This window comes from Nocardia sp. NBC_00511 (assembly GCF_045161165.1).
GTDB lineage: Bacteria > Actinomycetota > Actinomycetes > Mycobacteriales > Mycobacteriaceae > Nocardia.
Genome location: NZ_CP107849.1, coordinates 186,610 through 200,721, shown reverse-complemented (window position 1 = coordinate 200,721; position 14,112 = coordinate 186,610). Strand labels below are relative to the sequence as shown.

At 69.0% G+C, this 14,112-nt stretch carries 14 protein-coding genes; 6 read left to right on the top strand and 8 right to left on the bottom strand.

Annotation, left to right across the window (positions count from 1 at the left end):
- Nucleotides 1-19: 19 nt before the first annotated feature.
- From octT to nadD, 4 genes are read right to left on the bottom strand one after another with little or no spacing between them, the layout of a single operon-like run.
- Nucleotides 20-781 carry a diglucosylglycerate octanoyltransferase gene (gene octT, locus OG300_RS00965; RefSeq protein ID WP_405491123.1) on the bottom strand — a complete coding sequence of 254 codons (762 nt, stop codon included), beginning with the start codon at nt 779-781 and terminating at the stop codon, nt 20-22.
- Entirely contained in the window at nt 771-1,421 is a 651-nt protein-coding gene (locus OG300_RS00960; protein WP_405491121.1) for a histidine phosphatase family protein, read from the bottom strand. The genes octT and OG300_RS00960 overlap by 11 nt, the downstream gene beginning before the upstream one ends.
- Nucleotides 1,422-1,426: 5 nt before the next feature.
- Nucleotides 1,427-1,846 carry a ribosome silencing factor gene (rsfS, locus tag OG300_RS00955; protein ID WP_405491119.1) on the bottom strand — a complete coding sequence of 140 codons (420 nt, stop codon included), beginning with the start codon at nt 1,844-1,846 and terminating at the stop codon, nt 1,427-1,429.
- 45 nt (nt 1,847-1,891) lie between these two features.
- Nucleotides 1,892-2,524 (bottom strand): nicotinate-nucleotide adenylyltransferase, encoded by a 633-nt coding sequence (gene nadD / locus OG300_RS00950; RefSeq protein WP_405491117.1) that lies wholly within the window; start codon nt 2,522-2,524, stop codon nt 1,892-1,894.
- A gap of 192 nt (nt 2,525-2,716) precedes the next feature.
- On the opposite strand from nadD, the gene OG300_RS00945 reads away from it, so the two are divergent.
- From OG300_RS00945 to OG300_RS00925, 5 genes are all read left to right on the top strand, one after another.
- A complete protein-coding gene (locus tag OG300_RS00945) occupies nt 2,717-3,748 on the top strand; it encodes a hypothetical protein (RefSeq protein ID WP_405491115.1) in 1,032 nt (343 codons plus the stop codon).
- Nucleotides 3,745-4,770, top strand: a complete 1,026-nt coding sequence (locus OG300_RS00940; protein WP_405491113.1) for a hypothetical protein — start codon at nt 3,745-3,747, stop codon at nt 4,768-4,770. Before OG300_RS00945 ends, OG300_RS00940 begins: the two co-directional genes overlap by 4 nt.
- A complete protein-coding gene (locus tag OG300_RS00935; RefSeq protein WP_405491111.1) occupies nt 4,767-5,612 on the top strand; it encodes a hypothetical protein in 846 nt (281 codons plus the stop codon). Before OG300_RS00940 ends, OG300_RS00935 begins: the two co-directional genes overlap by 4 nt.
- Before the next feature lie 46 nt (nt 5,613-5,658).
- Nucleotides 5,659-6,615, top strand: coding sequence for a hypothetical protein (locus OG300_RS00930; protein WP_405491109.1), 957 nt, complete (start codon nt 5,659-5,661; stop codon nt 6,613-6,615).
- A 181-nt stretch (nt 6,616-6,796) separates the two neighbouring features.
- Nucleotides 6,797-7,429, top strand: coding sequence for a hypothetical protein (locus tag OG300_RS00925; protein ID WP_405491107.1), 633 nt, complete (start codon nt 6,797-6,799; stop codon nt 7,427-7,429).
- Here the strand turns inward: OG300_RS00925 and OG300_RS00920 are convergent.
- Nucleotides 7,407-8,081 carry a TetR/AcrR family transcriptional regulator gene (locus OG300_RS00920; RefSeq protein WP_405491105.1) on the bottom strand — a complete coding sequence of 225 codons (675 nt, stop codon included), beginning with the start codon at nt 8,079-8,081 and terminating at the stop codon, nt 7,407-7,409. The genes OG300_RS00925 and OG300_RS00920 overlap by 23 nt on opposite strands.
- Nucleotides 8,082-8,167: 86 nt before the next feature.
- On the opposite strand from OG300_RS00920, the gene OG300_RS00915 reads away from it, so the two are divergent.
- Nucleotides 8,168-10,375: an MMPL family transporter gene (locus tag OG300_RS00915; RefSeq protein ID WP_405491103.1), complete on the top strand. Its 2,208-nt coding sequence runs from the start codon at nt 8,168-8,170 to the stop codon at nt 10,373-10,375.
- Here the strand turns inward: OG300_RS00915 and OG300_RS00910 are convergent.
- From OG300_RS00910 to OG300_RS00900, 3 genes are read right to left on the bottom strand one after another with little or no spacing between them, the layout of a single operon-like run.
- Nucleotides 10,364-11,815 (bottom strand): vWA domain-containing protein, encoded by a 1,452-nt coding sequence (locus OG300_RS00910; protein ID WP_405498867.1) that lies wholly within the window; start codon nt 11,813-11,815, stop codon nt 10,364-10,366. The two genes, OG300_RS00915 and OG300_RS00910, sit on opposite strands and share 12 nt — an antisense overlap.
- Before the next feature lie 45 nt (nt 11,816-11,860).
- Complete coding sequence (locus OG300_RS00905; RefSeq protein WP_405491101.1) at nt 11,861-12,745, bottom strand: AAA family ATPase; 885 nt, start codon at nt 12,743-12,745, stop codon at nt 11,861-11,863.
- Between the two features lie 44 nt (nt 12,746-12,789).
- Nucleotides 12,790-14,058, bottom strand: coding sequence for a glutamate-5-semialdehyde dehydrogenase (locus OG300_RS00900; protein ID WP_405491099.1), 1,269 nt, complete (start codon nt 14,056-14,058; stop codon nt 12,790-12,792).
- Between the last annotated feature and the right edge of the window lie 54 nt (nt 14,059-14,112).

The window sequence follows — 14,112 nt, the reverse complement described above, 5'->3', positions numbered from 1 at the left end:
GCGGTGACCCTCACGATCATCAGGGGCGGACCTCGTCGGCGGTCGCCTCGGAGAGCACCTTCACCATCGCCCGCGCGACCGCGCTGTGACCTTCCCAGCCCCAGTGGATGCCGTCCGGATTGGCGGGGCCGTTGAACACGTTGTCGCGCACGGCTTCTCCGAGATCCACCAGCGGCACCGACTTCTCCGCGGCCCAGGCCCGCACCGCCCGCACCATGGGTTCGCGGCCGGTGTGCACCCGCGCGTACGCGTCGCACTGGTGCACCGACGGCAGCACCGCGATGAACGGCACCTCGGGCCGCAACCCGGCCAACGACTCGCGCGACTGCTCGAGGTAGTCGACGCTCACCGCGGGCGGCAACGCGACGGGCCAGCCCAGCGGGGACAGTCGCGGCTGCAGCCAGCCGTAGGTGTCGCGGACCCGGCGCCGCAGTTCGGCCGGGCGCACGTAGCGAATGAGTTCGCGCAGCGCGGTGGGCAGCGGCGAGGGCAGCGAGTCCATGCCGCCGGTGGCGAACACGACCGCTCCCGCGCGCGGCACGGCCGCCCACACCCGCGGGTCGCCGATCAGCGCCCAGTAGCCGTCGCGGCAGGTCCAGCCGATCCGAGCCACCAGTTCGACGTCCCAGTCCAGTTCGGCCGCAACCAGATTCGGCCAGATCCGGGGATGGTTGGCGGCGAGTCCGCCCTTGGGGCCGAAGTAGGACAGCGAGTCGGCGATGACGATCAGTGTCTTACGTTCGCCGGCCGGGTTCTCGCCGGCAGGACTATCAGAGGACATCAGGGGCTACCTTCGCGACCGCGTTCCATACATCCAGGCGCCAGCCGGGCTGTTCGATGCTCGGCCCGTGACTGGTGAGCTGTACCCAGCTGGTGTTGGCGAGCCCGCCCAGGATCGGCCAGTTGCCTTCGGGCAGTTCCAGTAGCGCCGCGGTGAGCGCCGCGATGAGCCCGCCGTGGGCGACGAGCATGATGGTACGGCCGGGCCAGTCCTCGCGCTCGGCGAGCAGTTCGTGCACCACGGGCAGGGCCCGCGCGCCGACCTGGAGTTTGGATTCGCCGCCGGGCGGGGTGAATTCGGGGTTGAGCCGCCACGCCTTGCGCGCGCCCGGGTAGAGGGAGTCGACCTCGGTGTGGTTCATGCCTTCCCACTCGCCGAGGTCGGTTTCGCGCAGCCGCGGCTCGAGGGCGACGGGCAGGGCGGCGCAGTCGGCGACCGCGAGCGCGGTGTCGTGGGCGCGCTTGAGATCGGAGGAGATGATGGCGATCAGGTCGCGGGTGGCCATGTCCGGCGCACACGTCTTGGCCTGACGCCGGCCGACATCACTGAGTTCGGTGTCGATCTGGCCCTGCATGCGGTCACCGGCGTTCCAGTCGGTCTGCCCGTGCCGCAACAGAATCAGCCGGCGTACACCGGCCATCTTGCTCACTCGTCGTCCCCGGCCTCGTCGCTCGTCGTCACATCCGCGGCGGCGGGGCGCGGGTCGCCCAGCCCTTCGATGGTCACCTGCGGGCAGTCCTTCCACAGGCGCTCGAGGCCGTAGAAGTCGCGCTCGTCCTCGTGCTGGACGTGGATCACGATCTCGACGTAGTCGAGCAGGGCCCAGCGGCCCTCGCGGGTGCCCTCGCGGCGGACCGGCTTGTATCCGGCGTCGCGCAGCTTGTCTTCGATGTTGTCGACGATCGCGTTGACCTGGCGCTCGTTGGGCGCGGACGCGATGACGAAGCAGTCGGTGATGACCAGCTGCTCGGAGACGTCGAGCACGACCACGTCCACGGCGAGTTTCTCGTCCGCGGCCAGCGCCGCCACCGTCGCCATCTTCACCGCTTCGACTGTTGCAGTCACCCTGCTACCTCTTCCCTCTGCGTTCTTCGCACGTTCACGATGCACTCACAGTGCACTGTCCTGCGGCACGTACAGGTGCCGTTTCGAGATGTATTGAACGACCCCGTCCGGGACGAGGTACCACACCGGCCGTCCCTGCTCCGCGCGTCGCCGGCATTCTGTCGACGAGATGGCCAGGGCCGGAATCTCGACCATGGTCACCGTGTCGCCGGGGTAGGCGCGCAGGTGGTCGGCCAGGTGGTCGATGTTCAATTCGAACCCGGGCCGGCTCACACCGACGAATTTCGCCAGCTCGAACAGTTCGGACCAATCCTGCCATGTGAGGATGCTGGCCAGCGCGTCCGCTCCGGTGATGAAGTACAGATCGGCGTCGGGATGCTGTTGCGCCAGGTCACGCAGGGTGTCGACGGTGTAGGTCTCCTTGCCGCGGTCGACGTCGACGCGGCTGACGGAGAAGCGCGGGTTGGACGCGGTGGCGATGACCGTCATCAGATAGCGGTCCTCGGCGGCGCTGACGTACTTGTCGTTCTTCTGCCAGGGCTGACCGGTCGGTACGAAGATCACTTCGTCCAGGTCGAACCGGTACGCGACCTCACTGGCCGCCACCAGGTGCCCGTGGTGGATGGGGTCGAAAGTGCCGCCCATCACGCCCAGCTTGCGGCGACCGTTCGTATGCACGAAAAGCGAGCTTACCGGGGGCGTTTGCCGAGTCCGCGCAATGGCCGGGTCGGTCCGGGCCCGGCGGCATTGCGATCAGGCTGACCTCAATAGGAGACATTGCCGCCGACTCGAGTTGCCATGGGTGTGCTATCCGCCGGTTCGGAGTATGCCGACAGCGCATCAATCAAGATCAACCAAAGGGAACTCGTCATGGGGCGGAACGCTCATCGGTTTGCCGCGGCACTCGCCGCGCTGGGAATCACGGCCCTGGCCGCGCCTGCCGCGCAGGCCGATCCGGTCGCCCTCAACGGTCTGTTCGCACTGTCCCCCGGCGTGTGCGCGAACGGGGTGGTGACCGGAAGCTTCTTCCGGATGATCCTGCCCACCGGCGACGCCAACGGCCCGTTCCTGGCCAACAGCGATTCGCACTGCAGCGATCAGACCGTCACGACGTTGTCGGCGGGCAGCGACGGCGGCCTGGTGAGCGGCAGCTATCAGCCGCAGCCCGCCGCCGCTTTCGACGGCGCGGGCAACGCGCAGTCCGGCCGGGTGACCACGCCGGTGCGGTTCTACGGCGTCGACTTCGCGACCGCGACCAACCCGACCGACCCGCAGACCGGCGGCGGCACCGGCGTCCCGCAGCTGTTCGACAACGGCGGGCAGCTGTCGGGTGATCTGAGCAGCCTCGGCGTCACCTGGAACAACCAGGTCTTCAACCAGGGCTCACCCAAGCCCGGCGGCGGCCTGCCCGGCAAGACCAGTGGAATCAGCGGAACCATCGACGGCGCGGGCAATTTCGTCATCGAGTGGACGAGCCAGATCGTGGGCGGCCCGTTCAACAACTTCACCGGACTCTGGCATCTGGCCGGGCAGTACCGGGGCGCGCTGCCGCAGGCCGCACCCGCCGCGGCCCCGATCGCACCGCAGGCCCCGGCCGCTCCCGCAGCGCCCGCCGCCACCGGGACTTCGATTGCCGCGCCGGGTGTTCCGGCCGACGCGCCCGCCCCGGTCCAGCCCGTCGCCCCGAGCGCCGCCACACCCGCCGCACCTCCCGCCGTCGCCCCGGCCGCCGCGCCCGCCGGTTCGGCCACCGTGCAGGCCGACCCCGCCCTGGCCACCAAAACGGTGGATCTGCCGCGCGGACAACGCTATCCGTGGCTGGTCCCCGCCCTGGTGGTGGCAGCCGTCGTCGGCACCGGAGTCTTCTTCCGCGCCGACCGCTTAGCCCGGATCCGTCGATGACCTCCGTTCCGGCCTCCACCGGCCTGCCCGCCTACTCCGATTTCGTCTCGCACATCGAACGCGCACCCGTCCGGGTGACGGCGCGCTGGCCCTTCGCGGTCCTCGCCGCACTGGGCGTGCTGCTGGTGGCCGCGCCACTGATCACCGGCATGTTCCCGCGAGCGGTCAAGGGCCAGGCCATGATCGACGGTTTCGCACCCTATGTGAGCACGCAGAGCATCGACGGCTACCGCGACGATCTACACGTCCTCGACGATGCCCGCGCGAATGTCGTGACCTTGCAGGCGAATTCCGCACCGGCCGGCACGTACCCGCAGGTCGACGAGTTCGTGCGGGACTACCCCGGGATCCGCGCCGACATGTCCGGGATGCTCGACGCGATCGACGCCGATCGCGGCAACTACCGGGCGCTGTCGGACACCGTGCCGTTCGGCGCGCTGCCGTGGCTGCTCGCACTGCCCGGCCTGGTGTTGATCCTGGCGGGCGTCTTCGGTTTTCGCGCGGCCGCCGAGGGCAAGCGGGGCACCGCGTGGCGCGTGGTGGCCGCGCTGGCCGGCCTGGGACTGCTGGTGACCCCGGTGGCGGGTGGGCTGTTCGCGGCCGCACCGGCCGCGCAGCCGCTGCTCGACGGCTTCCGCCCGATCCTCACCACCGAGGAGGTGCATCGGGTGCAGGGCTACTTCGTCACCCTGGTCGCCGCGGACGGCGAACTCAACAGCCGCTACGTCGGCGCGGTGCGCACGGCGCACCCCGACGCGGACCTCGGCGGCGTCCTCACCCTGGAAAGCCGTTGGCAGCCCATGACTTCCCGTTTCGCGTCGCTGGTGGGCGCGATGAACGACAACATCGTCAACTACGACGCCGTGGTGGCGTTGAACGACACCACCCGCCCACTCGGCTTCACCGCGTTCCGCGGACTGGCCTGGGGCTTCGCGATTCCCGGCGTCCTGGTGCTCGGCGTCGCGCTGGCCGATCCGCGCCTGTTCCGCCGTACCGCTTCCACCGCAGGAGACCCGAAATGATCCGCGCGCCCAAATACATTCGAGGCGGCGTCACCGCCGTGCTGCTCGCGGCCACGGTCTTCTCGGCTGCCGCCTGTGGTGGTCAGGACGCGGCGCAGCCCGCGAACGGCCCGCAGCAGTTGACCGGTCTGCTGAAACTGACCGCCGGTGCGGTGGAGGGAAACTCCGTGAAGGGCACCTGGTTCCGCATGGTCCAGCCCGGCGGCACTCCCGACAACGGTCCCTACATGCCCAACGGCGATTCCCCCGCCCAGGGCGGTTCCACCACCCTGCTCTCCCCCGGCACGGCGGGTGGCCTGCGGGTCGGCGGCTACCAGAGCGAGCCCAAACCCGGTTTCGCCCAGGGCAATTCGCTGTCCGGTTCGATCACGGCGCCCACCAAGTTCTTCGCGGTCGAATTCGGCATCTCCACCAACCCGCTGGACCCGCAGACCCAGCGCGACGTCCCGCCCCCGACCGTCACCAACGACAACGGCAAGCTGACCGCCGACCTGTCCTCCTGGGCGGCCTCGTGGAACGACCAGGAGTTCAACCAGGGCGCACCGAAGCCGCCGGAGAAGCAGGGCGCGCAGGTGGCCGGTTCCGAACAGCTCCAGAAGGTCTGGGACTGGGTCGGCCACCAGTGGTTCGACCGCCCCAAAGCCGATGCCGCCCAAGGCCCCTCGGCCACCGGCAGCTACGACCCGAAGACCCGCGCCTTCACCCTGCAGTGGACCAGCCTCATCGTCGGCGGGCCGTTCAACGGCTTCACCGGCGTCTGGCACCTGGAAGGCACCTACGAACCGGAAGCCGCCGCTCCGGCGAATTCGCCTGCCACCCCGGTCACCTCACCGCCCCGCTAGCTCTCCACACCGCTCCGCCCCGTCGCTATCCCAGGAGTCGACTCTCATGACCACCGCCCACCCGACCTCGCGCCCCGCGCTGGTCGCCGCCATCCGCGCCGTAGCCGCTCTCACCGTCGTGGCCAGTGGCGCGGCGGCCACCACACTGACCGTGCGCGCCCAAGAGCGCGTGCCCACCATCGTCACCGTCGCCGAACAGGCGGTGGCGGCGAAACCGGCGGCACCGCAACAGGTGACAGTCGCCCCCGCCCCGATCCCGGCCGGACCCGCGGCGATTGCGCCGGGTGCTCGAGCCCCGGGCGCGCCCGCCGCCACGCCGGTCGCCGGTGGCCCTGCGGCCGCGGTCGCACTGGGTGGCAGCCCGGGCGCGACGGTGACGCTCGGCGCGGGCGGTGCTCCGGCCGCGTCCACGCCGATCACTCCGGGTACCGCGCCCGGCGCCTCGACGCTCCTCACCCCCGGCGGCACCCCGGATGCCGCCGTCCAACTTGGTGCCGGTAGCCCGTTCGCGACGGTGCCGGTGAACACCCAGCCCGCCTGCCCGCTGGGCTGGCCCGCGCCGAAGCAGCAGGGCGGCTTGGCTTCCTTGATCGGCCTGGCTCCACTGGCGGGCCCGTTCTCGTCCGAGGCCTTCGCGCTGGGTTCGGTGTATCAGCCGATCCTGCAGCTGGCCGGACCCCTGCTGGCGCAGATCGCGCCGGTGATCACCCAGTATCAGCCGCTGATCGACCCGATCATCAATCAGGTGCAGGGCGTGGAAGCCGTTGTACTACAGGCGATCCTGCCCTACTACGGCCCCTACCGCAGCCAGCTGATCGCCGCCGAGGGCGATTTCGCGAAGGCCATCGCGCCGATCCTGAACAACGTCTACAACAGCGAGGCCGCCTCCTGCTTCGTCGCCTGGCAGGGTCAGATCATCGATCAGGCCCAGGGCGGTCGCATCACTGTCGCCTCGCTCGCCCATCCCGGCACCACCGTGGAATTGGGGCCGGAGCAGAACTGATCGCGATAGTAAGAATGCGAACAACTATCGGATAGACCTGCGAAGCAGGCGTATCCGATATTCGCCGGGAATTCCACGATCACTTAGTGCCCAATTCCCGAAAGACCCATTGACTGGTTTGTCGACCTCGTGAATGCTTCTGCGGTGCAAGCGGATAGCGCAGTAGCGGAGGATCGCATCCATGACGTCAATTTCCTTCGTCGGCACCGGCGGGCGGCCCCTCACCCTGATGTCCCCGAGCGCCTTCGTGCGGCGGCCCCATCGCTGGCTGAAGGAATTGCACGCGACCGACGAGGATGACGAAGTCTTCTCGGCGGCAACGAATTTCGCCTACGGGCCGGCGGGCGACGCCGTGAAACCCTGCTACGGAACGGCGGAGGCAACAGTATTCGTCTCGGCCCCGCTGGCCGCGAGCCCCGCCGAAATCGAATACGTCGATCGGGATCAGCTCGGCGACGGCCGTTTGGTCCGGGTGCTTATCGATGCCGAATCCGCTGTCGCCCAGGTCAGTTGCGGATATATGGCCCGTTCACAATGGGCGGCGATCGTCAATCCGGATACCGGCGCCGAGCGACCCGACGGCACGGTCGGCGAAATCTGGCCGCACGGCGACAATATCGGCAGCGGATATCGGAATCGCCCGGAGGAATCGGCCCGCACATTCGGCAACACGCTCACCGCGGCATTGCCCCGGGAGAGCGCCGCCGAGGGTGTTCCCCCGCATGGAACATGGCCGCGGACAAGTGATTTCGGCGGCACCCTCACCCGGACGCCGGTCACCCGGGAATCCGCTACGGCCCAGCTTTGTCGGTAGTGCGCACGGCGGCGACCGAGCCGATGCCGGTCCGCAACACCTCGAGTCCTTCCCCGGCCGGTAGCGGTGGCAGCGCTCGCCGACCGGAGGGCGCGAGTGCGTCGAGGAACAGGACCAGATACCGGTGTCGCAGTTGCGAATCGCAGCCGGGCGTCGACAGCCCGGCGATCAGCATGATCAGCAGCTGCGGGATGTCCTGCGGTTGCAGATCCAGCCGGAACTCACCGATCCGCTGGCCGTGGGCGAGCAGTTCGGCGAAGGGCGCGGTGAAGCGCCGCAGATGCTCGTCGGTCAGCGCCGTGAAGTTCGCGGCGGAGCTGACCAGCGCGGGCTCGTGGTCGACCAGATCCAGCACCAGCTGGGCGACTGCCACCAGGGTGTCCGCGGCGGAATCGGATTCCCGGCTGATCAGCGGCAGCACCTCGGTGTCGAAGAGCCGGGTCACCACGGCCGCCACCAGATCGTCCCGGGTCGGGTAGTGCCGGTACAGCGTCGCGATCCCCACCCCGGCGGTCTCGGCTATCCGATCCAGGGTCTGCGGGCCCGAACCACGGAAGACCTGCCGCGCGGCATCGGCGATCCGCTGGGCGTTGGCCGCCGCGTCGGTGCGGCGGGAACGTGTCCGGGTCGGCGGGCTGGTCACTCTGCTCACTTCCGATCCACGTTCACTACATCCGAATCCGCTGTCGCCGCTAAACGATAGTCCACTATCGTTTAGCCGTTTTCGAAGGGCCACTCGTGTCTACGCTGCTGTATCGCCTCGGAATGCTCGCGTTCCGACGGCCGTGGTGGTTCATCGGCGGCTGGGCCGTCCTGGTCGCCGTGATCGCCGGATTGCTCATCGCCGCACCGCCGACGCTGTCGACTCAGATCCGGATCGACGGCACCCCCGCCCAGCAGGCCATCGACACCCTGGCCGCCGAACTCCCGCAGGCCTCGGGCGGCCAGGGATCACTGGTGTTCACGGCCCCGCGCGGCGACCGAGTCGACACACCTCCCGTCGCGGCCGCGATCGGTGCGGCGGTCGACGCGGTACTGACCTCCCCGCACGTCATCGACCCGCGAGCGCTCGCGACAGTCGACACCGCAGCCCCGCACGCCCTGATCGCCAACGGCCACCCGGTCCCCGGCGGCCTGGTCTCACCCGACGGCCGAGTCGCCTTACTGCAATTCCAGTTCGACGTGCAGACCTTCGAACTGCCCAGCGGCACAGTCGATCACGTCCTGGCCGCCGCCCGCGCGCCACTGCGCACGACCGCGATCGAGGTGCTACCCGGCTCGACCCTGGTGACCGTCCCCGAGATCTTCGGCCCCGGCGAGATCGCCGGCGTCGGTATCGCCGCCGTGGTCCTGATCATCACCCTCGGATCCCTGATCGCCGCCGGACTCCCCCTGGCCACGGCGCTGATCGGCGTCGCCGTCGGTGTGGGCGGCGCGTTCATACTGTCGAACCTCTTCGAAATGCCCTCGATCTCACTGATGCTCGCGCTCATGCTGGGCCTCGCGGTCGGCATCGACTACTCGCTGTTCATCGTCAACCGCCAACGCCGCCTGATCATCGACCACTACCTGCCCGCCGACGAGGCCGCGGCCCGTGCGGTCGGCACCGCGGGCAGCGCGGTCTTCTTCGCCGGGGCCACCGTCGTGATCGCCCTGTCCGCGATGCTGGTCGTCGGCATCTCGATGCTGACCAAGATGGCGTTGATCGGTGCCGGAACCGTCGCGGTGGCGGTGGCCGTGGCCCTCACGGCGCTCCCCGCACTGCTCGGCGTGATCGGAGAACGGATCTGCAGCCTGAAGGCCCGCTCAGACCGGCCAGCCGACCCCGACGGCCGTCGCGGCCCGATCGCCACCGGGTACGCGAACCTGTTGGTCCGCAACAGACTTGCCGTCATCGCGGCCATCATCGGCGCGGGAGTCCTGCTGGCGTGGCCGATCAGCGATATGCAACTCGGACTGCCGTCCGGAGCAAGCTACAACACCGGTACCGAACAGCGCCGCAGCTACGACGCGGTGGCGCAGGGCTTCGGCGCGGGCTACAACGGCCCGCTGCTGATCGTCGCCGAATCGGCCCGCGCGACAACACCATTGAGTCCGCACGCGCTCACGGCGCTGACCGCCGAACTGGCGACGCTGCCAGATGTCGCGGCGGCCGCACCCGCGGGCATGTCGAAGGACGGCTCGACCGCGGTGCTGTCGATCGTTCCGGGCAGCGGCCCCAACGACCGTGCGACCCGACAGCTGGTCGACGACATCCGTTCCCGGGCAGCCGAACTCACCGACCGGTACGGCATCACCGTCGGTGTCACCGGATTCACCGCCCTGGGCATCGACGTGTCCGACCGCCTCTTCGAGGTGATGCCGCTCTACCTGATCGTCGTCGTGGGCCTGTCGCTGATCATCCTGCTGGCCGTCTTCCGCTCCCTCGTGGTCCCGATCAAAGCCGCCCTCGGTTTCCTGCTCAGCGTCCTGGGCACCTTCGGCGCGACCACGGCGGTCTTCCAGTGGGGTTGGCTCGACGCGGTGATCGGCCTCGACGCGACCGCGCCGGTGATCTGCATTCTGCCGATCCTGGTCACCGGCGTATTGTTCGGCCTTGCAATGGATTACGAGGTATTCCTGGTCTCGTCGATCCGCGACAAGCACGTGCACGGCGGTGGTGACACCGTGGTTCGCGGCTACGCCGACGCCGCCCGCATCGTCGTCGCGGCTGCGGTCATCATGATCAGCGTCTTCACCGGCTTCGTCTTCAACACCGATCCCATGGTCAAGCAGCTCGGCTTCACCCTGGCCGCCGGTGTCGCCATCGACGCCTTCCTGGTCCGGCTCACCCTCGTCCCCGCGGTGCTGGCGCTGTTCGGGGACAGGGCCTGGGCGCTCCCGTCGTGGCTGGACCGCATCCTCCCGGACCTAGACGTCGAGGGCAGCCGACTGCTAAACCGGTAGCAGCCGCGCGACGACACTGGTGAGCTGCCGCGCGTTGCGGCACTCGTGCATCTCGATGATGTCGGCATACCGGTTGGCGGCGGAATCGCCGGTGCCCCACATCTTCTCGGCCTCGGGGTTGAGCCAGTAGGCGTGTTTGGCGGTGTCCACCAGGTCGCGCAGGGTGTCGAGGGCCGGGTCCCGGTAGTTGGTGCGGGCGTCGCCGAGAATGAGCAGCGAGGTGCGGCTGGTGACGGCGTCGGGGAAGTTCTCGGCGAGTCCCTCCAGCGCGGAACCGTAGTCGGAGTGTCCCTCGATCCCGACCACCTTGGATTCGGTGAATATGCGCCGGGTCAGCTGATCGAGCGGGGTGGCGGAGTCGAAAAGCTGTGTCACCTCGTCGGTCTGGTCGACGAAGGCGAAGATCCGCACCCGCGAGAACTGTTCGCGCAGCGCGTTCACCAGCAGCATGGTGAAGCTGGAGAATCCGGCGACCGAGCCCGAGATATCGCACAGCAGTACGAGATCCGGCCGCCCGGGACGCGGTTTGCGGGTCACCAGGTTGACCGGAACACCGCCGGTGGACATGGATTTGCGCATGGTCTTGCGCAGATCGATCTCCCCGCGCCGCGACCGTCGCCGCCGCGCGGCCAGCCGGGAAGCCAGCACCCGCGCCAAACGTTGACTGCTGCGCCGCAATTCGTCGAGTTCGGTCTGCGAGATGCGCAGGAAGTCGGCGTCCTCGGCCTGCCGCGCGACACCGTAGGTGGCGACCCGGTCGCGCCCGATCCGCTCGGCCACCCGGCGACGCGTCTCGGCCTCGACGGTCCCCCGGAAGCCCTTGATGCGCTGCCGCGCGGTGCGCCGCGCCACCTCGTTGTCGAATCCGGCGTCGTCCATGCCCTGGGCCAGCCCGGCCAGGATCTTGCTGACCAGCAGTTCGGGTTGCAGGTCCTTGAGCGTCTGATACGCGGAGAACGACGGCCCACCGGCCGACTGATACTGCCCCATCTGCTCGACCATCTGCGCGGCGAGCGCCTGCAACTGCTGAGCCTGCTCGCCGGAGGGGTCCTGCATCAGCAACTCCGCCAACATCTTCCGCAGCTGGATGATGTCGACCTCGCCGTCGGGTTTGCGCGGGATCTCGACCTCGTCGGACCCGAAGCGTTCACCGAGCGCCGCCGGGAACCACAGGTCGAACATGCCGTCGTAGGTGGCACGCTGGGTGGTGCGCCGCAGCAGCGCGCACGCCAGCCCTTCGCGCAGCGCCTCCCGGTCCATCAGATCCAGCACGGTGAGAACCTGTCCGGCGTCCACGGTTTCGGACGGCCCGACCGGAATTCCCCTGCGCCGCAAGGCCTCCACGAACCCGACCAGGTGCCCCTGGATCCCATGTTCGGCGGTGGGCCCGGGAATCGGTGCGGATTTGGTCGCGGGTGTGCCACCCGAAATGGCCCGCATGGCAGCGGAAACCAGGCTGCGGTTCGGTCCTCCGCCCGCCATGGCTCAGGCCAGCTTCAGTTCGGACTGGGCCCGCACGTGGTCGGCCTGATGCTTGAGCACCACGCCGAGGGTCGCGCGCACGGTCTTGTCGTCGAGGTCCTTGGCCCCCAGCGCCAGCAATGTCCGTGCCCAGTCGATGGATTCGGCGACCGACGGCAGCTTCTTCAACTGCATACCGCGCAGCACGTGCACGATCCGCACCAGCTGCGCGGCGACGGCGGGCTTGAGTTCCGGCACCCGGCTGGCCAGGATGCGGCGCTCGAGCTCCTCGTCGGGGAAGTCGATGTGCAGGTACAGGCAGCGGCGCTTCAACGCCTCCGACAGTTCCCGTGTCGCGTTGGAGGTGAGCACCACGAACGGCTTGCGGGTGGCGCTGATGGTGCCCAGTTCCGGCACGGTGACCGAGAAGTCGCTGAGCACCTCGAGCAGCAGGCCCTCGATCTCGACGTCGGCCTTGTCGGTCTCGTCGATGAGCAGCACGGTCGGCTCACTGCGCCGGATGGCGGTCAGCAGCGGGCGTTCCAGCAGGAATTCCTCGGTGAAGACGTCGGCTTTGGTCGAGGCCCAGTCGTTCTCGCTGGCGGCCTGGATGCGCAGGATCTGCTTGGCGTGGTTCCACTCGTAGAGCGCGCGCGCTTCGTCGACGCCCTCGTAGCATTGCAGCCGCACCAGTTCCGCGCCCGCGACCTGCGCCACGGCCTTGGACAGTTCGGTCTTGCCGACGCCCGCCGGTCCCTCGATGAGCAGCGGCTTGCCGAGCCGGTCGGCGAGGAATACCGAAGTGGCGGTGGCCTTGTCGGCCAGGTACCCGGTACCGGCGAGGCGCTCGAGCACATCGTCGACCGAGGAGAAGATCGGCTCCTGGTTCGGTGCGGAGGTCGCAGCCACGGACTGTCCTTCTTTCATCAGTACAACAGCGTCACAACAAACAGCTACACGGGCCGAATCTGGCCGTCGCCCCACACGATCCATTTGGTGGAGGTCAGTTCCGGCAGCCCCATGGGACCGCGAGCATGCAGTTTCTGGGTGGAGATGCCGATCTCCGCACCGAAGCCGAACTGCTCGCCGTCGGTGAAGGCGGTGGAGGCGTTGACCATGACGGCCGCGGCGTCCACCCGATTGGTGAATTCGCGCGCCGCCTTCAGGTCGGCGGTGACGATGGCCTCGGTGTGCCCGGTGCCCCACCGGTTGATGTGCTCGACGGCCGCGTCCAGGTCGTCGACGACCTTCAGCGCGATATCGAGGGAGAGGTACTCGTCGGCCCAGTCCTCGTCGGTGGCGGGCACCAGACCGGGCAGGTCACCGTGGATGGTGACGCCCTTGTCCTCGAGCGCCTTGATCAGCCGCGGCACCGCGACCTCGGCGACGGCCCGGTCCACCAGCACCGTCTCGGCGGTGTTGCAGACGCTGGGACGGCGGGTCTTGGCATTGATCAGGATCGACTCGGCCATATCGAGATCGGCGTCGCGATGCACGAAGACGTGGCAGTTGCCGGTGCCGGTCTCGATGGTCGGCACCTGCGCGTCGCGCACGACGGCGTTGATCAGGCCCGCGCCACCGCGTGGGATCACCACGTCGACCAGCCCGCGTGCCTGGATCAGATGCGTCACGCTGGAGCGGTCCTCCGACGGCAGCAGCTGCACCGCGTCGGCCGGAATCCCTTGCGCGTCAAGCGCTTCCCGCAGCACCACGACCAGTGCCGCGTTCGAGCGAGCCGCCGAGGACGAACCGCGCAGCAGCGCCGCGTTTCCCGACTTCAACGCCAGCCCGAAGGCATCCACGGTCACGTTCGGCCGCGCCTCGTAGACCATGCCGACCACGCCCAGCGGCACCCGCACCTGACGGATCTCGAGCCCGTTGGGCAGCGTCTTTCCGCGCACCACATCCCCGACGGGGTCCGGGAGTCCGGCCACCTGCCGCAGCCCGGCGGCGATGCCGTCGATCCGCGCGTCGCTCAAGCGCAACCGGTCCAGCAGCGATTCCCCGGTGCCCGCGGCCCGCGCGATCTCGATGTCCTCGGCATTGGCGCCGAGCAGCGTGTCCTTGGCGGCGAGCAGGGCGTCGGCGGCGGCGTGCAGCGCGGCGTCCTTCTCGGCGGTGGTGAGCTGGGCGAGCGTCCGCGACGCCACCCGGGCCCGGCGCGCCGCGTCGTGCACCGCCTCGCGGACAACATCCCGGTCGGCGGTCGTGGGAGCAGTCATGACAACAGATTACTGATGAGCTCGCGCCGCCGGTCGGCGGCTGCGGCTAGGTTG